This is a genomic window from Paracoccus sp. S-4012 (assembly GCF_009674885.1).
Lineage (GTDB): Bacteria > Pseudomonadota > Alphaproteobacteria > Rhodobacterales > Rhodobacteraceae > Paracoccus.
In genome coordinates this window covers 183,821-208,716 of record NZ_WKKA01000002.1, presented here as the reverse complement: position 1 = coordinate 208,716, position 24,896 = coordinate 183,821, and the positions used below count along the sequence as shown (strand labels likewise).

30 protein-coding genes are annotated in these 24,896 nt (G+C 71.2%); 13 read left to right on the top strand and 17 right to left on the bottom strand.

Annotated elements, in window-relative coordinates; all coding sequences use genetic code 11:
* Positions 1 to 4: 4 nt before the first annotated feature.
* The 6 genes from motA to GI374_RS04385 are packed head-to-tail and all read left to right on the top strand — an operon-like array spanning position 5 to position 5,420.
* On the top strand, positions 5 to 871 hold the full coding sequence (gene motA / locus GI374_RS04410; RefSeq protein WP_154335801.1) for a flagellar motor stator protein MotA: 867 nt from the start codon (positions 5 to 7) through the stop codon (positions 869 to 871).
* A complete protein-coding gene (locus GI374_RS04405; RefSeq protein ID WP_154335800.1) occupies positions 871 to 1,146 on the top strand; it encodes a hypothetical protein in 276 nt (91 codons plus the stop codon). Before motA ends, GI374_RS04405 begins: the two co-directional genes overlap by 1 nt.
* Positions 1,143 to 3,230 (top strand): FHIPEP family type III secretion protein, encoded by a 2,088-nt coding sequence (locus GI374_RS04400; RefSeq protein WP_154335799.1) that lies wholly within the window; start codon positions 1,143 to 1,145, stop codon positions 3,228 to 3,230. Before GI374_RS04405 ends, GI374_RS04400 begins: the two co-directional genes overlap by 4 nt.
* Complete coding sequence (locus GI374_RS04395; protein ID WP_154335798.1) at positions 3,230 to 3,979, top strand: flagellar biosynthetic protein FliR; 750 nt, start codon at positions 3,230 to 3,232, stop codon at positions 3,977 to 3,979. Before GI374_RS04400 ends, GI374_RS04395 begins: the two co-directional genes overlap by 1 nt.
* The gene (locus tag GI374_RS04390) at positions 3,976 to 5,040 is read left to right on the top strand and encodes an EscU/YscU/HrcU family type III secretion system export apparatus switch protein (RefSeq protein WP_154335797.1); all 1,065 of its coding nucleotides are present in this window, start codon (positions 3,976 to 3,978) and stop codon (positions 5,038 to 5,040) included. The genes GI374_RS04395 and GI374_RS04390 overlap by 4 nt, the downstream gene beginning before the upstream one ends.
* Positions 5,034 to 5,420, top strand: coding sequence for a hypothetical protein (locus GI374_RS04385; protein WP_154335796.1), 387 nt, complete (start codon positions 5,034 to 5,036; stop codon positions 5,418 to 5,420). The genes GI374_RS04390 and GI374_RS04385 overlap by 7 nt, the downstream gene beginning before the upstream one ends.
* Positions 5,421 to 5,450: 30 nt before the next feature.
* Here the strand turns inward: GI374_RS04385 and GI374_RS04380 are convergent, their stop codons facing one another.
* On the bottom strand, positions 5,451 to 6,896 hold the full coding sequence (locus GI374_RS04380) for a Glu/Leu/Phe/Val dehydrogenase (RefSeq protein WP_154335795.1): 1,446 nt from the start codon (positions 6,894 to 6,896) through the stop codon (positions 5,451 to 5,453).
* A 187-nt stretch (positions 6,897 to 7,083) separates the two neighbouring features.
* On the opposite strand from GI374_RS04380, the gene GI374_RS04375 reads away from it, so the two are divergent.
* The 4 genes from GI374_RS04375 to GI374_RS04360 are packed head-to-tail and all read left to right on the top strand — an operon-like array spanning position 7,084 to position 8,807.
* Positions 7,084 to 7,419: an I78 family peptidase inhibitor gene (locus tag GI374_RS04375; protein WP_154335794.1), complete on the top strand. Its 336-nt coding sequence runs from the start codon at positions 7,084 to 7,086 to the stop codon at positions 7,417 to 7,419.
* Positions 7,420 to 7,429: 10 nt separating this feature from the next.
* Positions 7,430 to 7,711: an I78 family peptidase inhibitor gene (locus tag GI374_RS04370; protein ID WP_154335793.1), complete on the top strand. Its 282-nt coding sequence runs from the start codon at positions 7,430 to 7,432 to the stop codon at positions 7,709 to 7,711.
* Between the two features lie 10 nt (positions 7,712 to 7,721).
* A complete protein-coding gene (locus tag GI374_RS04365) occupies positions 7,722 to 7,997 on the top strand; it encodes an I78 family peptidase inhibitor (RefSeq protein ID WP_229582597.1) in 276 nt (91 codons plus the stop codon).
* A gap of 15 nt (positions 7,998 to 8,012) precedes the next feature.
* Positions 8,013 to 8,807 carry a hypothetical protein gene (locus GI374_RS04360; RefSeq protein WP_229582596.1) on the top strand — a complete coding sequence of 265 codons (795 nt, stop codon included), beginning with the start codon at positions 8,013 to 8,015 and terminating at the stop codon, positions 8,805 to 8,807.
* Here the strand turns inward: GI374_RS04360 and GI374_RS04355 are convergent.
* The 9 genes from GI374_RS04355 to GI374_RS04315 form a co-directional block, all read right to left on the bottom strand.
* Entirely contained in the window at positions 8,804 to 9,577 is a 774-nt protein-coding gene (locus GI374_RS04355) for a LamB/YcsF family protein (RefSeq protein ID WP_154335791.1), read from the bottom strand. The genes GI374_RS04360 and GI374_RS04355 overlap by 4 nt on opposite strands.
* The gene (locus tag GI374_RS04350) at positions 9,574 to 10,632 is read right to left on the bottom strand and encodes a biotin-dependent carboxyltransferase family protein (RefSeq protein ID WP_154335790.1); all 1,059 of its coding nucleotides are present in this window, start codon (positions 10,630 to 10,632) and stop codon (positions 9,574 to 9,576) included. Before GI374_RS04350 ends, GI374_RS04355 begins: the two co-directional genes overlap by 4 nt.
* Entirely contained in the window at positions 10,629 to 11,366 is a 738-nt protein-coding gene (locus tag GI374_RS04345; RefSeq protein ID WP_154335789.1) for an allophanate hydrolase subunit 1, read from the bottom strand. Before GI374_RS04345 ends, GI374_RS04350 begins: the two co-directional genes overlap by 4 nt.
* A 10-nt stretch (positions 11,367 to 11,376) precedes the next feature.
* Positions 11,377 to 12,045: a DUF2848 domain-containing protein gene (locus tag GI374_RS04340; RefSeq protein ID WP_154335788.1), complete on the bottom strand. Its 669-nt coding sequence runs from the start codon at positions 12,043 to 12,045 to the stop codon at positions 11,377 to 11,379.
* Between the two features lie 9 nt (positions 12,046 to 12,054).
* Positions 12,055 to 13,335, bottom strand: a complete 1,281-nt coding sequence (locus GI374_RS04335; RefSeq protein ID WP_370515137.1) for a TRAP transporter large permease — start codon at positions 13,333 to 13,335, stop codon at positions 12,055 to 12,057.
* Positions 13,332 to 13,940 carry a TRAP transporter small permease subunit gene (locus tag GI374_RS04330; RefSeq protein WP_154335787.1) on the bottom strand — a complete coding sequence of 203 codons (609 nt, stop codon included), beginning with the start codon at positions 13,938 to 13,940 and terminating at the stop codon, positions 13,332 to 13,334. The genes GI374_RS04335 and GI374_RS04330 overlap by 4 nt, the downstream gene beginning before the upstream one ends.
* A complete protein-coding gene (locus GI374_RS04325) occupies positions 13,937 to 14,977 on the bottom strand; it encodes a TRAP transporter substrate-binding protein (protein WP_154335786.1) in 1,041 nt (346 codons plus the stop codon). The genes GI374_RS04330 and GI374_RS04325 overlap by 4 nt, the downstream gene beginning before the upstream one ends.
* A 54-nt stretch (positions 14,978 to 15,031) precedes the next feature.
* Positions 15,032 to 15,817, bottom strand: coding sequence for a putative hydro-lyase (locus GI374_RS04320; RefSeq protein WP_154335785.1), 786 nt, complete (start codon positions 15,815 to 15,817; stop codon positions 15,032 to 15,034).
* A gap of 72 nt (positions 15,818 to 15,889) precedes the next feature.
* Entirely contained in the window at positions 15,890 to 16,768 is an 879-nt protein-coding gene (locus GI374_RS04315; RefSeq protein ID WP_195759830.1) for a LysR family transcriptional regulator, read from the bottom strand.
* 94 nt (positions 16,769 to 16,862) lie between these two features.
* On the opposite strand from GI374_RS04315, the gene GI374_RS04310 reads away from it, so the two are divergent.
* A complete protein-coding gene (locus tag GI374_RS04310; protein ID WP_154335783.1) occupies positions 16,863 to 17,198 on the top strand; it encodes a DUF2794 domain-containing protein in 336 nt (111 codons plus the stop codon).
* A gap of 66 nt (positions 17,199 to 17,264) precedes the next feature.
* Here GI374_RS04310 and GI374_RS04305 read toward each other — a convergent pair whose 3' ends face one another.
* From GI374_RS04305 to mbfA, 4 genes are all read right to left on the bottom strand, one after another.
* The gene (locus GI374_RS04305) at positions 17,265 to 17,723 is read right to left on the bottom strand and encodes a YbjN domain-containing protein (RefSeq protein ID WP_154335782.1); all 459 of its coding nucleotides are present in this window, start codon (positions 17,721 to 17,723) and stop codon (positions 17,265 to 17,267) included.
* A gap of 112 nt (positions 17,724 to 17,835) precedes the next feature.
* Positions 17,836 to 18,633 carry a crotonase/enoyl-CoA hydratase family protein gene (locus tag GI374_RS04300; RefSeq protein ID WP_154335781.1) on the bottom strand — a complete coding sequence of 266 codons (798 nt, stop codon included), beginning with the start codon at positions 18,631 to 18,633 and terminating at the stop codon, positions 17,836 to 17,838.
* 66 nt (positions 18,634 to 18,699) lie between these two features.
* Positions 18,700 to 19,626 (bottom strand): AEC family transporter, encoded by a 927-nt coding sequence (locus tag GI374_RS04295; protein ID WP_154335780.1) that lies wholly within the window; start codon positions 19,624 to 19,626, stop codon positions 18,700 to 18,702.
* 144 nt (positions 19,627 to 19,770) lie between these two features.
* A complete protein-coding gene (mbfA, locus tag GI374_RS04290) occupies positions 19,771 to 20,745 on the bottom strand; it encodes an iron exporter MbfA (protein ID WP_154335779.1) in 975 nt (324 codons plus the stop codon).
* 122 nt (positions 20,746 to 20,867) lie between these two features.
* Here mbfA and pncA point away from each other — a divergent pair, with 122 nt between their 5' ends.
* Together pncA and pncB are read left to right on the top strand one after the other, a co-directional pair.
* The gene (pncA, locus tag GI374_RS04285) at positions 20,868 to 21,470 is read left to right on the top strand and encodes a bifunctional nicotinamidase/pyrazinamidase (protein WP_154335778.1); all 603 of its coding nucleotides are present in this window, start codon (positions 20,868 to 20,870) and stop codon (positions 21,468 to 21,470) included.
* The gene (gene pncB, locus GI374_RS04280) at positions 21,467 to 22,786 is read left to right on the top strand and encodes a nicotinate phosphoribosyltransferase (RefSeq protein ID WP_154335777.1); all 1,320 of its coding nucleotides are present in this window, start codon (positions 21,467 to 21,469) and stop codon (positions 22,784 to 22,786) included. Before pncA ends, pncB begins: the two co-directional genes overlap by 4 nt.
* On the opposite strand, the gene GI374_RS04275 is transcribed toward pncB, so the two are convergent.
* From GI374_RS04275 to GI374_RS04265, 3 genes are all read right to left on the bottom strand, one after another.
* Positions 22,783 to 23,256, bottom strand: coding sequence for an NUDIX hydrolase (locus GI374_RS04275; RefSeq protein WP_154335776.1), 474 nt, complete (start codon positions 23,254 to 23,256; stop codon positions 22,783 to 22,785). The genes pncB and GI374_RS04275 overlap by 4 nt on opposite strands.
* On the bottom strand, positions 23,253 to 23,678 hold the full coding sequence (gene arfB / locus GI374_RS04270) for an alternative ribosome rescue aminoacyl-tRNA hydrolase ArfB (RefSeq protein ID WP_154335775.1): 426 nt from the start codon (positions 23,676 to 23,678) through the stop codon (positions 23,253 to 23,255). Before arfB ends, GI374_RS04275 begins: the two co-directional genes overlap by 4 nt.
* Before the next feature lie 99 nt (positions 23,679 to 23,777).
* The gene (locus tag GI374_RS04265; protein WP_154335774.1) at positions 23,778 to 24,872 is read right to left on the bottom strand and encodes a TRAP transporter substrate-binding protein; all 1,095 of its coding nucleotides are present in this window, start codon (positions 24,870 to 24,872) and stop codon (positions 23,778 to 23,780) included.
* Positions 24,873 to 24,896: the final 24 nt, after the last annotated feature.

The following is a 24,896-nucleotide window of genomic DNA, read 5'->3' as shown; positions in this document are numbered from 1 at the left end:
GCTGATGTTCGGAATGCTTGGCATTGTGCTGACGGTGGCGATGGTGTTCGGCGGCTTCCTGCTGGCCGGCGGCCATCTCGACGTGATCCTGCACGCGCTGCCCTACGAGATGATGATCATCGGCGGCGCCGCGGTCGGCGCCTATGCGCTGTCGAACGACACGGCGACCCTGAAGCACACGCTTCCCGGCCTCATGCGCGCCTTCAAGGGGCCGCGCTGGAGCGATGCCGACCACCAGGACGTGCTGTGCCTCCTCTACCAGCTGCTGCGGCTGGCGCGCTCGAGCCCGGTCGACCTCGAGGAGCATATCGAGCGGCCGGAGGAATCGGCCATTTTCCGCGCCTATCCGCGCATCCTCGCCGACGACGAGGCGGTGACGCTGATCACCGACACGCTGCGCTCGGCCAGCCTCAACTACGACGACCCCTATCAGGTCGAGGAGATGCTCTCGCGCCGCCTCGCCCTTATCCGGCAGGAAGCGATGCATGTGCCCCATGCACTGCAGAGCACGGCTGACGCCCTGCCGGCACTGGGCATCGTCGCCGCCGTGCTGGGGGTCATCAAGACCATGAGCTCGATCGACCAGCCGCCCGAGGTGCTGGGCAAGATGATCGGCGGCGCGCTGGTCGGGACCTTCCTGGGCGTGTTCCTCGCCTATGGCTTCGTGGCGCCGCTGGCGCAGCGGCTGACGGCGGTGCTGAAGCAGGACGAGAGCTTCTACGAGGTCATCAAGTCGGTCCTCGTCGCGGGCCTGCACCAGCACGCCACCAACCTCTGCGTCGAGGTCGGGCGGCAGGCCGCACCCGAGAGCCTGCGGCCGAGCTTCGTGAGCCTCGAGAGCGCGCTGCGCGAGATCAAGCGGGCGTCATGATGGCTGGACGGCTTTTCTCGGTGGCGGCCCTCGCGCTTCTGGCCGTGGCTTCGCCCGCCGGCGCGGACGAAGCCGCCCTCGCCGCCTTCATCGCCGAGGCGGACCGCTGGCTCTACGCCGGCGAGCGCGCGCCCGCCGACCTGCCGATCCGGTTGCGCCGGCTCCCGCCGGCCGAGCGATTGCTGGCCATCGCCTATCTGCGGCGCACCGGCCTCTTCGACGGTCCCGCCTTCGATCCCGCGCTCACCCTCGCACCCGCCGAGGCGCCCCGATGAGCAGCGTCGCGCCGGTCGCCGGTCCTGCCTCCACCGCCGTCCACGCCCGCTCGGTCGTGGTCACCGGCATCCTCGTGCTGGTCGTCATGTCGATGGTCCTGCCGATGCCGCCGGTGCTGCTCGACATCGGCATCGCGGTCTCCATCGCGTGCGCGATCCTGATCCTCGTCATGGCGGCGCTGGTCACGCGGCCGACCGACTTCCAAGCGTTTCCGGTGCTGCTGCTGGTCTCGCTGGTGCTGCGGCTGTCGCTCAACGTGTCCTCGACCCGGCTGATCCTGACCGAGGGCCATACGGGCCCCGAGGCCGCGGGCCATGTCATCAGCGGCTTTTCCAGCTTCGTGGCGGGCGGCTCGCTGCTGATCGGCCTCACGGTCTTTGCGGTGATCTCGGCCGTGAACTTCATGGTCATCACCAAGGGCTCGGGCCGCATGGCCGAGGTCGCCGCGCGCTTGGCCCTCGATTCGCTGCCGGGCAAGCAGCTGGCCATCGACGCCGACCTCAGCTCCGGCGCCATCGACCACGAGGAGGCGAAGCTCCGCCGCGCCCGTGAGGCGGCCGAGATCAGCTTCTTCGGCTCGCTCGACGGCGCGTCGAAATTCGTCAAGGGCGACGCCGTCGCGGGGATCGTCATCATCTTCATCAACCTGCTGGTCGGCCTCGCCGTGGGCGTGTTGTCGCACGGGCTGGCCGTGGGCGAGGCGCTGCGGACCTATGCGTTCCTGACCATCGGCGACGGGCTGGTGACGCAGATCCCGGCGCTCATCACCTCGATGGCAGCGGCGCTGCTGCTCTCGCGCGGAGGCGCGACCGAGCCGACGGCGGAACTCCTCTCCGGCCAGATGCTCGGCAACTGGCGCGCGCCCGCGATCGTGGCCGCGGGCATGGTCGTCATGGCGATGGTGCCGGGGATGCCGAAGCCGGTGTTCCTCGTCCTCGCCGCGATCTTCGCCGGCCTCGCCTGGCGCACGGCTACGGCACCCGCCCCGGCGCCGACCGACGCCCCGGCGGAAGTCACCCCGGCGCCGCAGGCGCGCATCGGCGACGCCCTCGACCTCGACGAGATCGCGGTCGAGATCGGCCCCGACCTCGTCGCCCCGGCGCTGGACGAGGGCCGCGGGCTCGGCCCGCGGATCGCCAACCTGCGGCTGCACCTCGCGCGCAGCTACGGCGTCATCCTGCCCGACATCCGCATCACCGACGCGCCGGAACTGGCCGCGGGCGAATACCTCATCCGCGTGCACAACGTCATCCGCGGCCGCGGCAGCCTGCGTCCGCACGAGGTGCTGGTCCTGGGCGAGCCTGCCACGCTTGACGCCATCGGCGGCACGCCCGTGCGCGAGCCGGTCTATGACGCCCCCGCTCGCTGGATCGCGCGCGAGGCCCAAGCCGAGGCAACGCTGCAGGGCGGCACCGTCGTCGCGCCGATGGAGGTGCTGTCCACGCATCTGCTGGAGGTCGCCCGCCGCTCGCTGCCGCAGCTGATGTCGCTCGGCGCGTTGCAGCGCATGATCGCCGAGCTGAAGGAGCTCTCCGACCCGCGCCGGGCCGAGATCCACCGGCGCTTCTTCGACGGCATGATCCCCGACAAGGTGCCGCCCGAGTTACTGCTCGCGGTCCTGCGGCTGCTGCTGCGCGAGGGCATCTCGGTTCGCAACCTGGCGCAGATCACCGACTGCGTGGCCGAGTGGCGGGGGCTGGAAAACCCCGAGGCGATTGCCGAGCGCGTGCGCCACCGCCTGCGGGGCCAGATCACCGAAGCGCTGCTGACGCCCGGCGGCCGCCTCGAGATGGTGCAGCTGCACCCGCTCTGGGAGGCCGAGTTCACCCGCGCCGAGACCGCCGCCCCGCGCGGCGCCGCGCCGCTGCCCTCGGCGCGTCTGGCGGCACGGCTGGCCGAGGCGGTGAAGGCGGCCCTCGCCGCGGCGGCGACCGGGCGCCCGGTCCTCGCCGTGCCGGATCACCGCCGCCGCGCGGTGAAGGCAATGCTCGACGCGGCCGGGATCGACGTGACGGTGATCGGCCTCGACGAGATCGAGCCGGCCACGCCGCTGGCGGTGCTGGCGACGGCCGAGGCCGGCTGATGGGCGAGTTCGCGGCGCTGGTGGAGGGGCTTCCCCCGGCGCTGCTGGTCTATCTGCGGGTTCAGGCCTGCCTGCTGGCGATGCCGGGCTACGGCGAGCGCGGGTTGCCGGCGCGGGTCAAGGTCGGGCTGGCGCTGGTCCTGACGCCGCTCTTCCTGCCCGGGAGCGTCGGTTTGGGCCTTGCCACCGGACCGGCGCTCGTCTTCGCCGCCATGCTGGAACTCGCGCTGGGGCTGGTGATGGGGCTGCAGCTGCGGCTCATGGCCGTCACCCTCTCGATCGCCGCCTCGACCATCGCGGCCACGGCGTCCCTCTCGCAGCTTTTCGGGGGCGAGACCGAGATGACGCCGCACCCGATCGGCAACCTCCTCCACCTCGCGGGCCTCGCGCTGCTGATGGCGCTGGGCCTGCCGGCACTGCTGGCGGCCTATCTCGCGGCCAGCTTCGAGGTCTGGCCCGCCGCCGGGCTGCCGCCGCCCGGTCGTCTGGTGCCCGCGCTGGTGGAACTGGTCGCGCGGGGCTTCGGGCTGGCGATGGTGCTGGCCTCGCCCTTCATCCTCGGCGGGCTGCTCTATCAGGGGATCACCGCGGTGGTGGGCAAGGTCATGCCGACGCTGCCGGTGGTCTTCGTCGGCGCCCCCGCCGCGATCCTGCTGGCGCTGGCGGGGCTGGCGCTGTTTGCGCCCGCGATCCTCGGGGTCTGGGCCGATGCGGTCCTCGGCATCGACCTGGAGCCGCTGCGGCCATGAGCGAAGAGAATAACGACAAGCCCTTCGACCCGTCCGAGCAGAAGCTGCGCAAGGCGCGCGAGAAGGGCGACGTGCCGCGCTCGCTCGAGGTCAATGCGCTACTGGCCTATGCCGGGCTGGCGCTGGTCCTGCTGGTGCTGGGGCCCCATGCGGCGAGCCGCTGGCTGGCGCTGGCGGCCTCGGCCGACGGGCTGGCCGCGGCGGCGCCGGGCGATGCCTTCGCGGCCGCGCAGCGCCTCGCGGGCGAGGCGGCCTGGCTCACGCTTGCGCTGCTGGTGGTGCCGGGACTGTTGGTGCTGCTCGGCCTCGTCGTGCAGGGGACACTGATCTTCAGCCCGCAGAAGCTCGCTTTCGACCTGAAGCGGCTGAACCCTGTCGGGAACGCGAAGCAGAAGTTTGGACTCAAGGGCCTCGTGACCTTCGGCCTCTCGCTCGTGAAGGTCGCCCTCGCGATGACCGGGGGGTGGCTGCTCTTCGGCGGGCTGATCGACCGCCTCGGCGCTTCGGGGGCGATGCGCGAGACGCAGTGGGTCGGCGGTCTCGTCGTCATGCTGGCGCGGCTGGCGGGGCTGGCGCTGGCCATTACGGCGGCGCTGACGCTGGCCGATGTGTTCTGGAAGCGGCACGAGTTCCGCAAGCGTATGGGCATGACCCGCAAGGAGATGGAGGACGAGCACAAGGACTCCGAGGGCGATCCGCATCTGAAGCAGCGCCGGCGGCAGCGGGCGGTGGACATCGCCATGAGCTCGATGCTGGCGGATGTGGAGCGCGCGGATGTGGTGATCGTGAACCCCACGCATTACGCCGTGGCGCTGCAATGGAAGCGCGGCAGCGGGCGGGCGCCCGTGTGTCTCGCCAAGGGCGTGGACGAGGTCGCGGCGCGGATCCGCGCGCGGGCCGAGGAGCACAGGGTGCCGATCTGGTCCGACCCGCCCTGCGCGCGGGCGCTGCATGCGGGCCTCGACATCGGCGACGAGATCCCGGCCGAGCAGTTCGCCGCCGTCGCCGCCGCGATCCGCTTTGCCGAGGCGATGCGGCTGAAGGTGCGGGCCGGATGGTGACGCGGGCCGGGCTGAAGCCCCTGGAAGCGGTGGCGCGGCTCAAGGCCGAGGCTGAGCTGCGCCGTTTCGCGGCCTTGCGGCGGCAGATGGCGGGGATGGATGCGCGCCTCGATGCGATCGAGGCGGAGCTGGCCGGGACCGCCTCGGGCTGGCAAGCCGCGACGACGCCCGCCGACCTGCGGCTGGTGAACGCGCTGACCCGCGCCGCGGTGCTGGACCGCGAGGAGACCGCTGCCGCCCGCGCGGCCATTCTTCCGGCGCATGAGGCGGCGCGGCAGGCCGCCGCGCGGGCGTTCGGACGGGCCGAGGTGCTGGCGATGCTCGACCGCCGCATGGAGGCCGAGGCCCGCCGGGCGCGGGAAGCACGGGCCAGCCGATGACCCCGCCGCCCCGCCCGTGCCCGCCGCAGCCTACAGCCCAAGTGCCTCGTAGGTCCGCGCGATCCGCCGCACCGCGACCATGTAGCCCGCGGTCCGCAGGTCCGGCACCCGGCTGTCGTCCGCCATCACCGTCATCATCTGCTGGAACGCGCCGCGCATGATGTCGTCGAGGCCCGACCGGACCAGCGTCAGCTCGTCGGCGCCCATCAGATATTGCTGCTTGAACCCCGCCGAAAGGCTCCAGCCGAGGTTCTGGTCGGCCGAGAGGCGCTCCAGCTCCTCGATCAGCAGGCGGTGGCGGGCCTCCTCGCGGCGGCGCTCCATCCGGCCGAAATCCATATGGCCGAGGTTCTTGACCCATTCGAAATAGCTGACCGTGACCCCGCCCGCGTTGGCGTAGAGATCGGGGATGACGAACTTCCCCTGCTCGCGCAGAATCTTGTCGCCGGCGGCGGTGGTGGGTCCGTTTGCGGCCTCGACGATCATCGGGGCCTTGATGCGCGCGGCGTTGCCCTCGTGAATCACGGCCTCCATCGCCGCCGGGATCAGGATGTCGCAGTCCAGTTCCAGCGCCGCGTCCGCGTCCGCGAGGAACTGCGCGCCGGGAAAGTCGCGCACCCCGCCGCTCGCCGACAGATGCGCCTTCAGCGCCGCGATATCGAGGCCGGCCTCGTCCACCACGGCGCCGTCGCGCTCGGCCACCGCCACGATCTTCGCCCCGTCCTCGGTCGAGAGGAACAGCGCCGCGTGGTAGCCCACGTTGCCGAGGCCCTGCACGACGATCCGCTTGCCCTCGAGCCCGCCGGAGAGGCCCGCCCTCGCCACCGCCTCGGGGTGGCGGAAGGCTTCGTGCAGCGCGTACTGCACGCCGCGGCCGGTGGCCTCGGTCCGGCCGTGGATGCCGCCGAAGCCGATCGGCTTGCCGGTCACGCAGGCGCGGCTGTCGATGTCGGCGGGGTGCAGGCGCTTGTAGGCGTCCGCCATCCAGGCCATCTCGCGCTCGCCGGTGCCCATGTCGGGCGCGGGGACGTTCTGGCTGGGCGAGATCAGGTGACGCCGGCTCAACTCGTAGGTGAAGCGGCGGGTGATGCGCTCCAGCTCGTCCTCGTTCCATGCGCGCGGATCGATCCGAAGGCCGCCCTTGGAGCCGCCGAAGGGCAGTTCGACGAGGGCGCATTTGTAGGTCATCAGCGCGGCCAGCGCCTCGACCTCGTCCTGGTTGACCGACATCGCGTAACGGATGCCGCCCTTGACCGGCTCGTGATGCTCGGAATGGACGCTGCGATAGCCGACGAAGGTCTGGATCCGGCCGCGCAGCCGGACGCCGAAGCGCACCGTGTAGGTGGAGTTGCAGACGCGGATCTTCTCCTCCAGCCCCGGCGGCAGGTCGAGAAGCGTGGCGGCATGACCGAACATCTCCTCGACCGACTGCCGGAAGGAGCCATGTGCGGGCGGCGGGGCGGGGATGCTGTCCATCGGTTCACCTGCGAGGTATGGGGCCTGCGCCACCGTCACGTGAAACGCGCCGCGCCGCAAGCGGCCGCCTGCGAACATGTGAACGATGTCGGCGCGGCCGACCCCGCGCCCGGCCTTTGCGCAACCCGCCGTTGCGGTTATGGTCGCAGGCATCGAGCATTCAACGACATAGAAACGACAGGGCCCCATGACCCGCATCTTCCTGACCCTCGCCGCCGTGCCGCTGCTGGCCGCCTGCGCGCCCGCCCCCGCCCCTCAGCCGGCTCCGCCGCCGGTCGCCTTGCCGGCCGTCGCGCCGGTCGCCGGGATCTCCGGCCTCGAGGAGCGTCAGCCTGACCTCTGCCAGGCCGGCCGCTACACCGCCGCCCTCGGCCAGCCGGGGACGGTGATCGCCACGCTGGGCGTGAACCGCGCCTATCGCGTGGTCGAATACCGCGGCATCGAGCCGCAGGAATACGATCCCAACCGGATCGTCTTCCGCCTCGACCAGGCGGGGCGGATCTACAACATCGACTGCGGCTGAGGAGGCCATGATGCGCAGACTGCTGCTTGCCGCCCCGCTCCTTGCCCTCGCCGCCTGCGTCGAGGTTGTGGAGCCGCCTCCGGCCGAGCCGCTGCCCGATATCGATGCCTGCCGGGCGACGCAGTATCAGGGGCTGATCGGCCAGCCGCGCTCGATTCTCGCCGCGATGACCTTCCCGGCCGGCACCCGGATCATCGGTCCCGGCGATGCCGTGACGATGGATTTTCGCGTCGACCGGCTGAACATCGAGGTCGGCACCAATGGCCGCATCGACAAGATCGCCTGCTACTGAGGGGATGACGATGCGCAAGCTTGCCTCCGCCGCCGTCCTGCTGCTGCTCGCTGCTTGCGGCGGAGGCGGCGACGGCATCTCGATCGACTCGGCCTCCGGCTCCTGCGGGGCCGCGCGGTTCGAGCGGCTGCTGGGCCGTCCCGACAGCGCGCTGCGCGGGGTCTCGCTGCCGCAGGGGGCGCGGGTGAACCGGGCCGGGCAGGAGATCCGCGCCGACTACGTGGCCGGGCGACTGAATATCGACGTGGGCAGCGACGGGGTCATCGAGGCGCTGCGCTGCGGCTGACGATGGCCGCGCGCCGTGGATAGCCTCATCGGCGACATCGCGGCGGGGCAGCTGCTGATCCGCATGCTGGCGACGGCGGTGGTGGTGATCGGCGTGGCGGCTGCGGTCGAGCGGCTGGGCCCCGCCGTGGGCGGCGCGCTCGCCGGGTTGCCGATCGTCCTCGGGCCTGGGTTCTTCTTCCTCATGCGCGAGGCCGAGGCGGGCTTCGTGGCGCAGGCGGCGGGTTATTCGATCCTGTCGCTGGCGGCGACGCAGCTGTTCCTGCTGGCCTATATCGTGATGGCCCGGAGAGTCCCACCGCTGATCTGCATGCTGGCCTCGGGCGGCGCATGGGCCGGCGCCGCGCTTGTGCTCAAGGCCCTTCCACCGCTGCCCGCCGTGGGAATGGCCGTGTTTGCCGCCGTGACCTTCGCCGCCTGGCGGACGGGGCGGGGCTTCCTGCGTCCCTCGACCGCCGCACGGCGGTCCGAGAACCGCGCGATGCTGGTTGCGCGTGGATTGCTGGCGGGGGTGCTGGTCGCGGCGGTCACCGCCATGTCCGGGCGTCTCGGGCCGACCGGGTCGGGGCTGCTGATGGCCTTTCCGGTCGGCTACACGGTGCTCTCGATCACCATCCACGAGCGGATGGGGGCCGATACCGCCGCGGCGACGCTGCATTCGGCCATTCTCGGCACGATCAGCCTCGCGGGCTTCTGCGGGGCGCTCGCGCTGACCGCGACAGCACTGCCCGCTCCGGCCGCCTTCCTCGCGGCGCTGCTGGTGTCGCTGGCGATCACGACAACCCTCGCCCGCCGCTCGCGCGGGCGCTAGCGCGCGCCGTCGAAGGCGCGAACCTCGATCCCCGCCGCGTCGAGGGCGGCGCGCACCGCCTGCGCCAGCCGCACCGCACCGGGGTTGTCGCCGTGCAGGCAGATCGTGTCGATCCGGGTCGGGATGCGGCGGCCGGAGGCGGCGATGATCGCGCCGCTCCGCACCATCTCCACGATGCGGGGCGCGGCCTCGTCGGGGTCGTGGACCATTGCGCCGGGCTGACCGCGGGTGATCAGCGTGGCGTCCTCGTTGTAGCCGCGATCCGCAAAGATTTCGCAGGCGATCCGCGCGCTAAGGGCCCGCGCCGCGCGCTCCTGCGCGGTCCCGGCCAGCACCATGAGGATGAGCTCCGGGTCCACCGACAGCGCCCCTTCATAGCAGGCCCGCGCGAGCGCCTCGTCGCGCGAGGCCATGTTGGCGATCGCCCCGTGCAGCTTCAGGTGCCGCACCGCGCCGCCCGCCGCCTTCGCCATCGCCCGCGCCGCGCCCAGCTGGTAGCGCACCAAGTTGGCGGCGCTCTCGAGGCCGATCTGCATCTCGCGCCGCCCGAAGCCTTGCAGGTCAGGCAGACCCGGATGCGCGCCGATGCCAACGCCGCGCTCGACCGCGAGGCGCATGGTCGAGGCCATCACGTCCCAGTCCCCGGCATGGAAGCCGCAGGCGATATTGGCCGATGAGATGATCCCCAGCAGCGCCGCGTCGTCGCCCATCGGCCAGGGCCCGAAGCTCTCGCCCATGTCGGCGTTGAGGTCGATGCGGGCCTGGGTCATGGCGGGTCCTCGTGCAAGGGATGCTCGATGTGGTCGGGGCGCGCCGCGTCCACGACGCCGCCGACGAGATTGTAGGCCAGCAGGTCGGCGATCTGGCCCGCGTCGCGCACGCGCGGGCGGAGGCGGCGGGGCAGGTCAGCGAGTGCGCGGGCGGCGTCGCGCAAGGCTTGCAGAGCCGTCTCACGATCGACCAGGCGGATCGTGAGTTCGGCTCCCGGCGCGGCCTGCGCCACGATCGGCAGGTCGCAGGGCAGGATGGTGGCGATGCGGGGGTAGCCGCCGGTGGTCTGGCATTCGGACATCAGGACGAAGGGCGTCCCGTCGCCGGTGACCTGAATGTCGCCCGGCTGGACGATCTCGGAGACGATGGAGAGGCCGCCCTCGGCCGCGAAGGGCTCGGCGCCGCCGAGGTCGAGGCGGACGCCCATGCGGTTGCCGTGGCTGTCGCGGCGGAAGGGCGTGCGTTGCAGCCGCTCGATCTGCTCGGCGCCGTAGAGGCGGGTCTGCAGGCTCTCGACCGCGCGCAGCCGCCCGCCGCCGAAGCGGGGCAGGGGATCGAGGAGCAGGTCCACCTCGCCGCCCTTGTCCACGCCCAGCGGAAGCCGGTCGCCTGCGCGCAGCGGTCCGCCGACGCCGCCGGCGAGATGGGCCGAGCGCGAGCCCATGACGGGCGGTGTGGCGATGCCGCCGCCGAGGTGGAGGTAGCCGAAGCCGCCCTCCGGGCCGGGCTTCAGCGAAAGCTCCGCGCCGGCGGGCAGGAGGTGGCTGGCATGCCATGCGAGGGGGCGGGTCTCGCCGCCCTCGGTCAGCGTGGCGCGCATCGGGGCGCCGGTCAGCGCGATGCGGGTCGGCTGGCCCACGCCGGCCGTGAGCGCGCCGGACATCAACTCGATCGCCGCGCTGCCGGCCGGCTGGCGCAGCAGCGCCGCTCCCTCGGCAAGCGCGACCGGATCGGCCGCGCCGCCGCGCGAGAGGCCCTGCGCGAGGAAGCCGGGGCGGCCGGCGTCCTGCACGGTGACGGTGCCCGCAACCGAACGGATTTCCAGCACCCTCATGCCGCGCCGATCCCGGCGCCGCCCATCGGATCGTCGGTCAGCGCGGCGAGCCGCGCGGCGCTGACCGGCTCGAACCTGAGCGCATCGCCGGGGCGCAGGACGAAGGGGTCGGGGGCTTCGGGCTGGAACAGGCGGATCGCGGTTTGGCCGACATGGCGCCAGCCGGTCTGGGTCTCGACGGCGAAGAGGACCATCTGCCGGATCGCGAGGCCGAGCGCGCCGACCGGCACCCGCGGCGTCAGACTGCGCTGCCGCGGCAGGTCCCAGGCCTCGGGAAGCTGGCCGATATAGGGCTGGCCGGGGGCGAAGCCGATAGTCAGGACGCGCAACTCGGCGGTGCAGATGCTGTCGATGGCGGCCTGGCGGTCGGGCAGGCCCGCGGCCTCGGCCGCCTCGTCGATCTGAGGCGCGACGTCGGGGTCGAATCCGGCGGGGATCGTCAGCAGCCGCCGCCCCTCGGGCAGCGCGGCGTCGCTCCAGTCGCGGCCCTCGAGGTGGCGGGCCAGACGCTCCTCCACCGCCTCGAGATGCGTCCCCAGCGGATCGAAGCGCAGCACGGTCGAGACGAGCGAGGAGGCCGTCTCGACCAGCTCCGGCCAGCCCTCGGCGTCGATCTCGGCCCGGAGCGCGAGGGCGGCCCGGTTCGCGGCGTCGTCGAAGCGGTCGGCGAAGCTGACCACCAGCCCGTCAACGCCGCTTGGCGCGATGCGGGGGAAGGCGGCCGGATCGGACATTTCTAGCGCCTCACGCGACGACCTCGAGGGCCTCGGCTTCGTATTCGAGGCTGATGCTACGGTCGCGCACCGGATCGCGCATCACCATGCGGATGCGCGCCGCGGGCCGGACGCCGCCCTGCGCCGCGAAGGTGCCGCAGAGCATCGCCGCGCCCCCGTCGCGGGCCAGCGCCTCCAGCCCGACGCCCGCGATCAGCCCTTCCAGCGGGCGGATCGCGCCGATGGTGCCGGACTGGTAGGGGACCCATGCGCCGCCCTCGAAGATCTCGGAGGTGATCTCGATGCGGTCGATGTGCTCCGCCACCTCCTCCCAGTGCCACAGCTGCGCCGCCACGGGCTTGGGGCAGATCTGCTTCGAGGCCGCGACCGACACCGCCTCGAGCTTGCGGTCGGTGTGGTCCGACCCCAGCCCCAGATAGCGCCGCCCGTTCGCGATCAGGACCAGCGGCTCGGCCTCGCCGGAGCTGTCGGTGCCGAGCACCGCCACCCGCGGGCCTTGGGTCAGCAGCCACGGCGCGCAGCGGTAGTAGAGAGGCACGGTTGAGGGCGGGGCCACGCCCAGCTCGGCCAACTCGTCGATATGGTGCCGGACCGCGGCCTCGTCGCGGCCGGTCCAGCCGGCGACGACCAGATGCGCGGGGTCGCAATCGACCGCGGCGCCGTTGCAGGTGAAGCGCATGGGTCCTCCTTACGCCTGACGCGGCAGCCACAGGGCGAGGCCGGGGAAGGCGACCAGCACCGCCACCATCAGCAGCATTACGATGACATAGGGGATCACGCCCACCATCACGTCCGTCAGGCTGCCGCTCTTCCGGGCGCCCTGCACGACGTAGAGGTTAAGGCCCACGGGCGGCGTGATGAGCGCCATCTCGATCAGCACGATCAGCAGGATGCCGAACCAGACCTTGTCGAAGCCCGCGGCGGCGACGATCGGCACCACGATCGGGATCGTCGCGACCATCAGCGACAGCGTCTCGATGAAGAAGCCGAGCACGATATACATGGCGATGATGAGCAGCAGCAGCCCCATCGGCGACAGCCCGGCGCCCTGCAGGAAATTGGTCAGCACCCGCCCGAGGCCGGCCGAGGTCATGGCAAAGTTGAGGAAATAGGCGCCCGCGATGACCAGCATGATCATCGCAGTGATCTTGATCGTGCCGTGCAGCGCCTCGGCCATCGCCCGCCACGAGAGGCCGTCGCCGAAGGCTGCGATCACCATCGCCATGGCCACGCCGATGGCCGCGGATTCGGTCGGCGTCGCCCAGCCGCGATAGATCGAGCCGATGATGACCAGGAAGAGGATCACGATCGGAACCAGTTGCCACAGGCTCGCGAAGCGCTCGCCCCAGCCGTAATGGCGCGAGGGGCCGCCGAGGGCGGGGCGGACGATGCAGATCAGCGCCGAGATGACCATGAAGCCGAACGCCATGACGAGGCCGGGGATCAGCCCGGCGGCGAAGAGCTGCGGGATCGAGGTCTCGGTCAGGAAGCCGTAGACGATCAGGTTGATCGAGGGCGGGATCAGGATGCCGAGGGTGCCCCCGGCCGCGATCGCGCCCGAGAAGAGGCGCGGGTCATAGTTCAGCCGCTCGGCCTGCGGCATGGCGACGGTCGCGACGGTCGCGGCAGTCGCGACGGACGAGCCGGAAGTGGCCGAGAACATGGTCGCGGTGGCGATGTTGGCGTGGATCAGCCCACCCGGCAGCCATGAGAACCACTTGTCGAGCGCGCCATAGGTCCGCGCCGCGACGCCGCCCTTGACCAGCACCTCGCCCAGCAGGACGAACATCGGGATGGCGATGAGCGTGGAGGAGGCCGACGAGGACCACACGATCTGCCCGAGACCGCGCAGCAGCGGGAAGGGCGAGTGGATGGTCGAGACGCCGACGCCCAGCAGGAACAGGACGGCGCCGACCGGGATGGACAGCGCCATCAGCAGAAGAAGCGCGACGAAGACCTGGACGATCACTTGCGGCTCTCCTCCAGCGTCCGCGCCTCGGCGAGCGCGTCCTCGGCCTCGTTGCCCATGCCGATCGCGTCGTCGAGCCGGGCCCAGTCGCGCTGCACGGCGATCAGCACCGCTGCGATCAGCATCAGCACCGCGCAGATCGCGAACCAGACCCAGCCGGTGAACCACAGCCCCTGCGGAATCCACAGCGGCGTTGCGAGGGGCGTGTTGGCGCGCGAGCCGCGCTGCAGCGTCTTGTCGAGGACCGGCCAGGCCTGCCAGGCGACCAGCACCGCGACATAGGTCAGCGCCGTCAGCGCGGTCAGATCGAAGGCCGCCCGGCCGCGCGTCGCAAGCCCCTGCCGCAGCAGGTCGATGCGGACATGCGCGCCCTCCATCAGCGCGACGGCGAGGCCCCAGCTGGCCAGCACCGCCATCGAATAGCCGGAAATCTCGTCCGACCCGCCGAGCGAGTTGCCCATCTGCCGCAGGACCACATCGGCGATGACGAAGATGATCGTCGCCGCCAGCACGAGGCCGAGGATCACCCCCACGCCCCGGTTCGCGGCCCGCAGGCCGGAGAGGATGCGGCCCGCGAGGTCGTCTGTTGCGGCGGTCCCGGTCATTGCGCCACGGTCACGCCCATCTCGGCGCCGACCGTCTCGTTCCAGCGGGTGGCCCATTCGGCACCGGCGCGGCTGGCCCAGTCGGGCAGAACCTCGGTCTGCAGGATCTCCATCGCCCGCGCGGTGTCCTCGGCGCTCGGCTCGACCAGGGTCATCGAGGCGGCCGGCCCCGCCGCGCATTCGCCGTTGCCGGTCAGGCAGGCGATGTCGCTCTCGAGCCCGCCCTGCGCGGCCTCCCAGGCGGGGTTCTCCAGCCCCTCGGTCACGGCGGTCTGCAGCGTCTGCTGCTGCTCGGGGCTGAGGCCGTTCCAGCGGTCGAGGTTGATCGCCGTCACCACCGGGTCCCAGCCGCCCAGCGGCATGGCCAGCAGGCTGTCCGACACCTCCCACCAGCCGGCCGAGTAGCCCGAGCCGGCGCCGGTCACCGCGCAGTCGATCACGCTGCGCTCGAGCGCGCCGGGCACCTCGGAGAAGGCGACGTTGATCCCCTCGGCGCCGAGCGCCTCGAGGAACAGGGTCGTCATCCGGCCCGAGCCGCGGACCTTCTTGCCCTGAAGATCGGCGAGGCTGCCGATGTCGCCCCGGCAGAAGACGATCTGCGGCGGATAGGGCGCGATCGCCAGCACATGGGCGTCGAAGCGGTTCTCCATGATGTCCTGCACCATCGGCCGGGCGGCGTTGACCATGCGGCGCGCGTCCTCGGCCGTGGTCGCCAGCAGCGGCACGTCGAGCCCCTCCAGTTCCGGCGCGTCGGCCACCGTGTAGTCGGCCACGGTCGCGCCGATGTCGAAGACCCCGTCGCCGAGCAACCGGTAGACGTCCGCGCCCGCGATGCCCATCTGGTCGAAGCTGGTCAGGTTGGCGGTGAACGCGCCCCCCGTCGCCTCGGGCAGGACTTCGGTCCAGAACGGCGTCTCGAAGTTCTGGTAGAGGGGCAGGTTCGACCATGAGCCGACGACGCTCAGGCTCTCCTGCGCGGCGGCGGGAAGGGTGAGGGCGGCGGTGGCCAGAAGCGTCGCGGTGAGCGTGCGGGTCATGATCTTCCTCTCTGTTCCGGGGGCGGCAGGTGCATGGCCTGCCTTATAATGCGTTCAGGCGGCCGGAAGGTCCGTCACCAGCATGTGTCCGGGGCTGTGGGTGATGGCGAAGGGCAGCCGCGCATGGCGCAGCGCCTGCTGGCCGGTGACGCCGCAGGCCCAGAAGACCGGCACGTCGCCCGGCTCGAGGATCGGCGGATCGCCCCAGTCGGGCCGGGAGAGGTCGGCGATGCCGATCGCCGCCGGGTCGCCGGCATGGACCGGGGCGCCGTGGGCGAGCGGGAAGCGGGCGCAGATGGCATGCGCGTCGGCCACCCGGTCGGCCGGGATGCCGCGCAGGCTGACGACCAGCGGGCCGCCGAAGGGGCCGGCGGGCCGTGTCTCGATATTGGTGCGATACATGGCGACGTTGCGGCCCGCATGCTGGTGGCGGATCGGGATGCCCGCCTCGGCCAGTGCCGATTCGAACGAGAACGAGCAGCCGAGGACGAAGGTCACGAGATCGTCGCGCCAGACCTCCATCAGGTCGGGCACCGTCGCCACCACATCGCCGTCGCGCAGCACCGCATAGGCTGGCACGTCGCGGCGGATGTCGATCTCCGCGCCGAGCGTGGGCAGCGACGGATCGCCCGGCGACCCTTGCGCCAGCACCGGCAGCGGCTGCGGGTTGAGCGCGCAGAAGCGGGCGAAGTCGTCGGCGTATTCCGCGGGCAGGATCGCGAGATTGCCCTGCAGGGCGTTGTCGCAGAAGCCGGAGGTCGGGCCGCGGTGGCGACCCTCGCGGATCGCGAGGCGCAGCGCGGCGGGGGAATCGGGGGCCAGGGCCGTGGCTGTCGTCATGGCGAGATCGTCCCACCGCCTTGACGCCGGGTCAATATATCGGTCGCCAGCAAAATTGATGCCCAGGCGCGATCAGTCCTGCGCCGCGCGGGCGACGAGCTGCCCGATCCTGCGGTTGCGCGCCGGCATGTAGGCGACCACGAACTCCAGATCCGGCAGCGCCAGCTCGGGCGCCACGTCGAGCGGGTGGATCGCCGCGCCCTCGGGGTCGAGTACCTGCGCCAGCGGTGTCGGGATGGTGCCGACGCCGAAGCCCTGCGTCGTCAGGTGATAGGTCATCGACAGCGAGGCCGAGCAGTGGATCACCGGGATCGGCCCGGAGCGCGAGATCAGCCGCTCGGACACGTCCTGGAAGGGGCGCGTCCCGCGCGAGAAGGTCACGATCGGCAGCGCCGCGAGCCGCGCCGCGTCGACCTCCGCGCCGGGCGCGATCAGCGCGGGCGCCGCATACCAGCGCAGCGGCACCGGCGGCAGCGGATGGGCGAGCGCGCCCAGGGGCAGGCTGTCGCGCATCAGGATCGCAACGTCGAGATGGTCTGCCCTGAGCGCCTCGGCCAGCTGGCGCGAGATGTCCACGGTCATCTCGAAGCGAAGCTGCGGCCAGTCGGCATGCAGCCGGGTCAGCATCGCGGGCAGGGTGGTGTGGATGATCGTCTCGGCTACCCCCAGCCGGACGGTGCCCGCCAGGCCGGCGGCGCCGGTCATCTGCGCCGCGATCCGATCGCGCTGCACCAGCAGCCGCTCGGCCTCGTCGAGGAACAGCCGCCCCGCGGCGGTCAGCCGAACACCGCGCCCCTCACGCGCGAAGAGCGTCTGGCCGAGCCGCCGCTCCAACTCGCGGATGCGGCGCGAGATCGCGGATTGCGCGAGGCCAAGCTCGTCAGCGGCGGCGCGGAAGCCGCCGGCGCGGACCACGCCGCGGATGATGTCGATGTCGCGGAAGCCGAACATGGGCGCAGGATCATCGGGGGGCCGCGCAAGCGCAACCGGCCTCACCGAAATGTCCGTTGCCCGCGGCGCGCCGGGCTGGCAGGCTGACGGGGCCATGCTGACCACCCCTCCGCCGCTGCGCCCCGCGCCCGATGTCGTGGCTTTCGACCGTGCCGAGCTGGGCGTGATCCTGTCGCTCTACGGGCGCATGGTCGCTGCGGGCGAGTGGCGCGACTACGCCATGTCGTTCCTCTCAGAGGTGGCCGTGTTCTCGATCTTCCGCCGCGCCGCCGAGACGCCGCTCTACCGCATCGAGAAGCGCCCGCGCCTGCGGTCCGCGCAGGGCCAGTATTCGGTCATCGCGATGGACGGCCGCATCCTGCGCCGCGGCCACGACCTCGCCACGGTCGTGCGCGTGCTGGAGAAGCGGCTGATCCGCAGCGTGGACTGACGCTGCCGGGCACGAGGACGAGGGTGGAGCCCTCGTGCAGGTAGCCTCAGCCCCCGAAAGGTGCCGCTACTGCGCCACGACCTCGTCAATGAAGCCGTCCACCACCACCTTCCACCAGTCGAAGGTATCGTCCAGGTTCTGCCGCGTAACGCCGAAGGCGAGGTTCACGTCCATCTCGAGCCAAGGATCGCCGTCCTCATCGAGATAGGCCTTGCCGAAGCGCTTGGCCTCGTTCCACGCGTCGACCGCCTCGGCGGTGACGGCGCCATCCACGACCCAGACTGCCGCGAACTGCAGATTGGTGCAGTCCTTGCCGCCCTCGCAGCCATAGAACGACACTGCATATTGCTGGCCATCCATGCGGCCGATGATCTGCGGATCGCCCGCGTCGTCGGTCTGCAAATCGGCCGAGCCATAGCCCTTGGCAATGGCGAGGATCGCCTCCGGGTCCGAACCGTCCACGAGGTCCTGGGAGAAGGCGGGCACGACCATGAGTGCCAGTGCCAGAGCCGACCGTACGAGCATTCCGTCCTCCGACGAAGGGGTTGCGCCGCATTCCAAGCGAACACGACCGCGTGAGTAGAGCAGGGAAATCGCCCCCACGGCAAGGGGTTGTCTCAACTTCGACGCAGATCGCCTATTCGGGCTTGATCCGCGGGCCGGTTCCCTTGGCGAAGGCGTCCAGCCGCTCGCGCGCGGCGGGCTGGGTGTTCACGATCCCGGCCAGCACCGCCTCGGCATAGGCGGCGTCGAGCGCGGACATGTTCTGGAAATGCGAGATCCCCGAGCAAATGGCGAAATTCGTCAGCGGCAGGTTCGCCGCCGCCCGCTCGGCCAGTTCGCGCGCGGTGGCCTCGCTGTCCTCGACCAGATACTGCGCCAGCCCGACTTCGACGGCCTCCTGCCCGCGATAGAGGCGGCCGGTCAGCATCATGTCGATCATCCGCGCCTTGCCGATCAGGCCGGCCACCCGGATCGTCGCCCCGCCGCCGGTGAAGAGGCCGCGCTGGCCCTCGGGCAGGCCGAAATAGGTCTCCGCGTCCATCACCCGGACATGCGCGGCCGAAGCCAGTTCCAGCCCGCCCCCGACCACGGCGCCCTTCAGCGCCGCGATGACCGGGACGCCGCCATATTCCATCTTGTTGAAGGCCTCGTGCCAGCGGTGGCAGAGATGCATGAAATCGGCCGGGCTGCGGTCGGCCTCGTAATGCTCGACGAGATCGAGCCCGGCGCAGAAATGCGGCCCCTCGGCGCGCAGGATCGCGGCGCGGACGCCGGCGCGGGGCAGGGTCGAGAAGACGTCGACCAGTTCCTCGACGGTGACGGAGTCGAGGGCGTTTCGCTTGGCCGGGCGGTTCAGCGACACGGTGGCGATGCCCGCATCGTCCACCTCGAGGGTCAGGTTCTTCAGGTCCAGATCGTCGATGCCGCGCATGTTCCGTCCTCCGTCCAGTGCCCGGCTGCCATATCCGCTGCTGCGGGCCGGGCCAACCGGGATGCGTCAGCTGCCGAACAGCAGGATCACGACCGGTACCGTCACGATGCTTCCTGCGGTCGAGAGCAGGATCGCGGTCGAAACGCGCTGCTGCGCCACGCCAAAATACTGCGCCAGCATGTAGACGTTGCCCGCCACCGGCAGCGCGGCGGCAGCCACCATCACGCCCGCCGGGAAGGGCGCCACGTCGAAGACCGCGAGCGCCGCAATCCCGACCGCCGCCGGATGCAGCGCAAGTTTCGCCGTCGCGAGCCACAGGGCGGGGCCGAGTCGCTGTGCCGCGCGGCCGGCGAGGCTGGCGCCGATGGCGAAGAGCGCGCCGGGCGTGGCGGCTGAGCCGAGCAGCGCGAGGAACTCGTCCAAGGGCCGCGGCACCGGCAGGCGCAGGGCGCTGATGGCGAGGCCCGCGAGGATCGAGACGATCATCGGATTCGCCGCGATGCCGCGCGCCATCGGCCTGAGCGTGGCGAGGCCCACCCGCCCCTGCCGCGCCGCCGTCACCACCAGCGTAATGAGGGTCGAGAACACCACCATGTCGATCGTCAGGACCAGCAGCACCGGCCCAACCGCCTGCGGCCCGAGCAGCAGGACCAGCATCGGCACGCCCAGAAAGCCGGTGTTGCCGGTCATGCAGCACTGCGCCTCCATGGCCGCCTCGGCCAGCGGCAGGCCCCGCGCGCGGGCGACGGCGAGACCGATCAGCCAGACGGCGAGGCTGCCGGTCAGATAGGCGGCGGCGAAACCCGGGTCCCAGAGGTCCCCGAGGTCGAGCCCGATCGAGAATTGCAGCAGCATCGCCGGCAGCGCGAACCAGAAGACGAAGCTGGTGAGCCAGGCGGTCGCCTCGGCCGGAAAGGCGCCGCTGCGGCCGGCGAGCCAGCCGGTGCCGAGCAGCGCGAAGAAGGGCAGGGTCTGGAGGAAGATCGCGAGCATTCTGGCGGCTTCGCGGGGCGGCTGCGGCGGCCGGGGCATAGGCGGCGCGGGGGGTGGGCGCAAGCTTGGAGCAGCGGCGTAGGGTGCGTGGTTTCCACGCACCGGCGTCCGGGCGCAGCGGATGGTGCGCGCAGAGCGCGCACCCTACCCCGCGCCGATCAGCACCCCTGCCGCGAACACGAGCGCGCCCCCCACCACCACCTGCAGCGTTGCGCGCCAGAAGGGCGTCTCCATCCAGCGGTTCTGGATCCAGGCGATGGCCCAGAGCTCGATGAATACGACAACGATGGCAATGGTCGTGGCGGTCCAGAAGTCGGTGATGAGATAGGGCAGCGCGTGGCCGAGGCCGCCGATCGCCGTCATCACGCCGGAGGCGACGCCGCGCTTGAGCGGCGAGCCACGGCCCGAGACCACGCCGTCGTCCGAGGCGGCTTCCGTGAAGCCCATCGAGATGCCCGCGCCGATCGAGGCTGCGAGGCCGACGAGGAAGGTCGTGTGCGTGTCCTGCGTGGCGAAGGCGGTGGCGAAGATCGGCGCCAGCGTCGAGACCGAGCCGTCCATCAGCCCGGCGAGGCCCGGCTGCACCCAGGTCAGCACGAACTGGCGATGTTGCGCCTTGCCCTCGGCCGCCGCCGCGTCCTCGGTCAGGTGGACCTCGGCCAGCGTCCCGGCATGGACCACATGCCCGCTCTCCTCCGCCGCGAGCCGCCCCAGCAACTTGCGCGTCTCGGCATCGGTCGAGCGTTGCGCCGCGCGGGTGTAGAAATTCGCCGCCTGCCGCTCCATCGCCTCGGCCTCGGCGCGGATGCGGTCGATTGACAGGTTCTGCGTCAGCCAGATCGGCGACCGGCCATAGTAGCCCGCGACATGCTCGCGCCGGATCAGCGGGATGGTGTCGCCGAAGCGGCGCTGATGGGCGTCGATCAGCTGCTCGCGATGCCGGTCCTCCTCCTTCGCCATGCCGTCGAAGATCGCCGCCGTGGCCGGGAAATCGGCGGCAAGCTGGTCGGCGAAGGTGCGGTAGATGCGGGCGTCATCCTCCTCGGACGAGATCGCAAGGGCGAGGATCTCGCGCTCGCTGAGGTCGTCGAAATGGCGGCGGCTGGAGAACATTCGCATGCGCGCGACGTTAGGCAGCGCCCTGCGATGCCGCAAGCGGGCGTCTTGCGGCGCTTGCGCGCAGCGGGGTTGCGGGCGGGGCCGGATGGCGCGACTGTCCGGGTCGGAAAGGGGAAGCTCACATGGCTGCCACCGCGCTGATCGTGACCGACGTGCAGAACGACTTCTGTCCGGGCGGTGCCCTCGCCGTCGCCGGCGGGGACGAGATCGTGGGGGCGATCAACGCCCGCATGGCCACCGCCGACGCGGTCGTGCTGACGCAGGACTGGCACCCGGCCGACCATGCGAGCTTCGCGGACAACCATGCCGAGGCCGCGACCCCCTTTTCGGTCGTGGCGATGGATTACGGCCCGCAGGTCCTCTGGCCCGCGCATTGCGTGATCGGGTCGCACGGGGCGGCGTTCCACCCCGGCCTCCACGTGAACCGGGCCGATCTGGTGATCCGAAAGGGCTTTCGCGCCGCGATCGACAGCTACTCGGCCTTCTTCGAGAACGACAAGGTGACGCCCACCGGCCTCGCCGGCTACCTGCGCGAGCGCGGCATCACCCGGCTGCAGTTCGTCGGCCTCGCGCATGATTTCTGCGTGGCCTGGAGCGCCATCGACGCCGCCCGCCTCGGCTTCGAGGCCGAGGTGATCGAGGCCGAGACCCGCGCCATCGACCTCGACGGCTCGCGCGAGCGGGCGCGGGCCGAGATGCGGGCGGCGGGGGTGCGGCTGACATGATCACGCCGACCGTCGATATCGCCACGCGGGTCTACAACCACAACTGGAAGATCGACCCGATCGTCCGCAGCCTGATCGACAACGACTTCTACAAGCTGCTGATGTGCCAGTCGGTGTTCCGCAACCGCCCGGACGTGACCGTCACCTTCAGCCTCATCAACCGCAGCGAATCGGTGCGGCTGGCCGAGCTGATCGACGAGGGGGAGCTTCGCGAGCAACTCGACCATGTCCGCAGCCTGCGCCTGACGCGGGGCGAGTCCACTTGGCTGCGCGGGAATACCTTCTACGGCAAACGGCAGATGTTCACCCCTGAGTTCATGGCCTTCCTCGAGGGCCTGCAACTCCCGGCCTACCAGCTCGAAAAGCGCGACGGGCAGTACGAGCTGCGCTTCGAGGGTCGCTGGCCGGAGGTCATGCTGTGGGAGATTCCGGCGCTTGCGGTGCTGATGGAACTGCGCTCGCGCGCGGTGCTGAAGCATATGGGCCGATTCGAGCTCCAGGTCCTCTACGCCCGCGCCATGACCCGGCTCTGGGAGAAGGTCGAGCGACTGCGGCGGCTCGACGGGCTGAAGATCGCCGATTTCGGCACCCGGCGGCGGCACAGCTTCCTGTGGCAGGACTGGTGCGTGCAGGCGATGCAGGAGGGGCTGGGCGATGCGGGCCTCGGCGGCGCCTTCACCGGCACCTCGAACTGCCTCATCGCCATGCGCCGCGACATCGAGGCGATCGGCACCAATGCCCACGAACTGCCGATGGTCTATGCGGCCCTGGCCGAGGACGACGCCGAACTGGCGCGCGCGCCCTACAAGGTGCTGGCCGACTGGCACGAGGAGCATGACGGCAACCTGCGCATCATGCTGCCCGACACCTACGGTACGCCGGGCTTCCTCACCCGCGCGCCCGACTGGCTGGCCGGCTGGACCGGCATCCGCATCGACTCGGGCGATCCGGTGGCGATCACCGACTACGCGATCCGCTGGTGGGAGGAGCGCGGCGAGGACCCGCGCGAGAAGCTGGTGATCTTCTCGGACGGGCTCGACGTGGCCGAGATCGAGCGGCTGCACGGCCTCTATCACGGCCGGGTCAAGGTCAGCTTCGGCTGGGGCACGCTGCTGACCAACGACTTCCGCGGGCTGGTCCCCGGCGATGCCCTCGCCCCCTTCAGCCTCGTCTGCAAGGCGGTCGAGGCGAACGGGCGGCCCACGGTGAAGCTGTCGGACAACCCCGCGAAATCCACCGGCCCGGCTGACGAGATCGCGCGCTACAAGCGTGTCTTCGGCGTGGGCGAGCAGCAGCGCCGCGCGGTCGCGGTCTAGGATTTCTTCGCCTTGACGAACGGGATCAGTCCCTTCGCGTGGAACCGGGGGAGGGCGAGGATCAGCTCGCTCAACCCGTCCTCGTTCACCGCCGCAGCCGCGTCGAGCGCCGAGAACCACTCGCGCCGTCGCTGATCGGCCTCGGGGAAGCGGCTGGCGAGGCCCGTGACCGTCAGCGGGAAGACGCGTACCTCCACCGGAAGCGACAGCCCGTTGTCGTGCAGCTTGTCGTAGTGGAAGCGTCCAAGCTCCGCCTTGCCGACGACGCCCTCGACCCCGGCCTCCTCCCAGGCCTCCTGCATCGCGGTCCGGGGCAGGGACTTGCCGCGCATCGGCCAGCCCTTGGGCACGACCCAGCGGCCGGTGCCGCGGCTGGTGATGAGCAACACCCGCCGGCGCTGGGGATCGACGCAGAGCGCCGCCACCTGGGTTGCGGGCCGCCGCCGGCCGCCGGTCGATCGCCGGCTCATTCGCCCTCGGCCTCGACCGGGCCGCGCAGCGACTTGACCGCGCCGCGCACGGCCTTGGCCTTCAGCCGCCGGCGGACGCTGCCGGCCGTGGGCCGCGTGCGGATGCGCGGCGTGGGCGGGATCGCGGCGGCCCGGATCAGCTCGGCCAGCCGCTCGCGCGCGAGGGCGCGGTTGCGGGTCTGACTGCGGGTCTCCTCGGCGCGGATGACGATCGCGCCGCTGTCAGTCCAGCGCCGCCCGGCGAGGCGGCGCAGCCGGCGCTTGACCGGCTCGGGCAGGTTCGGCGAACGCTCGGCCTCGAAGCGCAGCTCCACCGCGGTCGAGACCTTGTTCACGTTCTGCCCGCCCGGCCCCTGGGCGCGGGTGAAGCTTTCGAGGAGTTCCCACTCGTCGATGGAGATGTCCTCGGTGACGCGGAGCATAAAGGGAAGATAGCCCGCAGGAGGCGCGGGAGAAGGGCAAAACGCCCAACAATCCGAACCGTGGCAGCGGGGCCGCAGGCGCGGCCCGCCCTGCCGGGGTCACTCGCTCGGCTGGCCGCTCTGCATGGCGAGGAAATAGTCGAACGGCAGTTCCGCGACGCGGGTCCAGACGCGCGACTGCTGCGCGAACTCGCGCCACGGATCGTAGATCGCCTTGAAGGCCGCGTTGCTGGCGGCGAACTCGTCATAGACCTTCCCGGCCTCGGCATAGGCCGCGGCCAGCACTTCGTCGGGAAAGGTCCGCAGCTGCGCCCCCGCCGCGGCCAGCCGGTAGAGTGCCGGGGGGTTGTTCGCGTCGTATTTGGCGAGGCAATGGCTCATCGCCTCGGAACAGGCCACTTCGAGCGCGGCCTGGTAGGCGGGCGGCAGCGCGTTCCAGCGGTCGAGGTTGACGAACATGCTGACATTCGCCGTCCCCTCCCACCAGCCGGGCGCGTAGTAGTATTGCGCGACCTTCTGGAACCCCAGCTTCTCGTCGTCATAGGGGCCCGAGAACTCGGCCGCGTCGATCGTCCCGCGCTCGAGCGCGGCATAGATGTCGCCGCCCGCGAGCTGCTGCGGCACCACGCCGAGGCGGCTGAGGATCGTCCCGCCAAGCCCCGCGATCCGCATCTTCAGCCCATTCAGATCGGCGACCGAGTTGATCTCCTTGCGATACCAGCCGCCCATCTGCGCGCCGGTGTTGCCGCAGGGGATGGCGTGGACGTTGTAGCCCTGCAGGAAGCCGTTCACCGCCTCACGCCCGCCGCCGTAGTAGAGCCAGGCGATGTGCTGGCGGGTGTTCAGCCCGAACGGCAGCGAGGTGTCGAAGGCGAAGGTCGGGTCCTTGCCGATGTGGAAGCTGGAGAGCGAGCACGCGAGTTCGACCGTGCCCTCGGAGGCGGCCTCGAAGGCCTGCAGGCCGGGGACGATCTCGCCCGCGGCGAAGGTCTGGATGGCGAAGGCGCCATCGGTCAGTTGGCCGACGCGCTCGGCCACCATCGGCGCGATGCCCCAGAGGGTGTCGAGGCTCTTGGGATAGCTCGACGTCATGCGCCAGTTGAGGGTGGGCGCGGTCTGCGCGAGGGCCGGGGCGGCAAGTCCGGTGGCCGCGGCGCCGAGCCCGGCGCGGGCGATGAAGTCACGACGTTTCATGGGGCACTCCCGTTGTGATGGCGG

Coding starts and splice junctions, on each gene's coding strand:
- pncA (WP_154335778.1), top strand. CDS start 20,868: ATGGCTGCCACCGCGCTGATCGTGACCGACGTGCAGAACGACTTCTGT.
- GI374_RS04320 (WP_154335785.1), bottom strand. CDS start 15,817: ATGACGACAGCCACGGCCCTGGCCCCCGATTCCCCCGCCGCGCTGCGC.
- GI374_RS04340 (WP_154335788.1), bottom strand. CDS start 12,045: ATGCGCTTCACCTGCAACGGCGCCGCGGTCGATTGCGACCCCGCGCAT.
- GI374_RS04355 (WP_154335791.1), bottom strand. CDS start 9,577: ATGACCCAGGCCCGCATCGACCTCAACGCCGACATGGGCGAGAGCTTC.
- GI374_RS04325 (WP_154335786.1), bottom strand. CDS start 14,977: ATGACCCGCACGCTCACCGCGACGCTTCTGGCCACCGCCGCCCTCACC.
- GI374_RS04405 (WP_154335800.1), top strand. CDS start 871: ATGGCTGGACGGCTTTTCTCGGTGGCGGCCCTCGCGCTTCTGGCCGTG.
- GI374_RS04275 (WP_154335776.1), bottom strand. CDS start 23,256: ATGAGCCGGCGATCGACCGGCGGCCGGCGGCGGCCCGCAACCCAGGTG.
- motA (WP_154335801.1), top strand. CDS start 5: ATGTTCGGAATGCTTGGCATTGTGCTGACGGTGGCGATGGTGTTCGGC.
- GI374_RS04345 (WP_154335789.1), bottom strand. CDS start 11,366: ATGTCCGATCCGGCCGCCTTCCCCCGCATCGCGCCAAGCGGCGTTGAC.
- GI374_RS04400 (WP_154335799.1), top strand. CDS start 1,143: ATGAGCAGCGTCGCGCCGGTCGCCGGTCCTGCCTCCACCGCCGTCCAC.
- GI374_RS04375 (WP_154335794.1), top strand. CDS start 7,084: ATGACCCGCATCTTCCTGACCCTCGCCGCCGTGCCGCTGCTGGCCGCC.
- GI374_RS04385 (WP_154335796.1), top strand. CDS start 5,034: ATGGTGACGCGGGCCGGGCTGAAGCCCCTGGAAGCGGTGGCGCGGCTC.
- GI374_RS04310 (WP_154335783.1), top strand. CDS start 16,863: ATGCTGACCACCCCTCCGCCGCTGCGCCCCGCGCCCGATGTCGTGGCT.
- GI374_RS04315 (WP_195759830.1), bottom strand. CDS start 16,768: ATGTTCGGCTTCCGCGACATCGACATCATCCGCGGCGTGGTCCGCGCC.
- pncB (WP_154335777.1), top strand. CDS start 21,467: ATGATCACGCCGACCGTCGATATCGCCACGCGGGTCTACAACCACAAC.
- GI374_RS04295 (WP_154335780.1), bottom strand. CDS start 19,626: ATGCTCGCGATCTTCCTCCAGACCCTGCCCTTCTTCGCGCTGCTCGGC.
- GI374_RS04330 (WP_154335787.1), bottom strand. CDS start 13,940: ATGACCGGGACCGCCGCAACAGACGACCTCGCGGGCCGCATCCTCTCC.
- GI374_RS04300 (WP_154335781.1), bottom strand. CDS start 18,633: ATGCGCGGCATCGACGATCTGGACCTGAAGAACCTGACCCTCGAGGTG.
- GI374_RS04390 (WP_154335797.1), top strand. CDS start 3,976: ATGAGCGAAGAGAATAACGACAAGCCCTTCGACCCGTCCGAGCAGAAG.
- GI374_RS04365 (WP_229582597.1), top strand. CDS start 7,722: ATGCGCAAGCTTGCCTCCGCCGCCGTCCTGCTGCTGCTCGCTGCTTGC.
- GI374_RS04395 (WP_154335798.1), top strand. CDS start 3,230: ATGGGCGAGTTCGCGGCGCTGGTGGAGGGGCTTCCCCCGGCGCTGCTG.
- GI374_RS04265 (WP_154335774.1), bottom strand. CDS start 24,872: ATGAAACGTCGTGACTTCATCGCCCGCGCCGGGCTCGGCGCCGCGGCC.
- GI374_RS04305 (WP_154335782.1), bottom strand. CDS start 17,723: ATGCTCGTACGGTCGGCTCTGGCACTGGCACTCATGGTCGTGCCCGCC.
- arfB (WP_154335775.1), bottom strand. CDS start 23,678: ATGCTCCGCGTCACCGAGGACATCTCCATCGACGAGTGGGAACTCCTC.
- mbfA (WP_154335779.1), bottom strand. CDS start 20,745: ATGCGAATGTTCTCCAGCCGCCGCCATTTCGACGACCTCAGCGAGCGC.
- GI374_RS04370 (WP_154335793.1), top strand. CDS start 7,430: ATGCGCAGACTGCTGCTTGCCGCCCCGCTCCTTGCCCTCGCCGCCTGC.
- GI374_RS04380 (WP_154335795.1), bottom strand. CDS start 6,896: ATGGACAGCATCCCCGCCCCGCCGCCCGCACATGGCTCCTTCCGGCAG.
- GI374_RS04350 (WP_154335790.1), bottom strand. CDS start 10,632: ATGAGGGTGCTGGAAATCCGTTCGGTTGCGGGCACCGTCACCGTGCAG.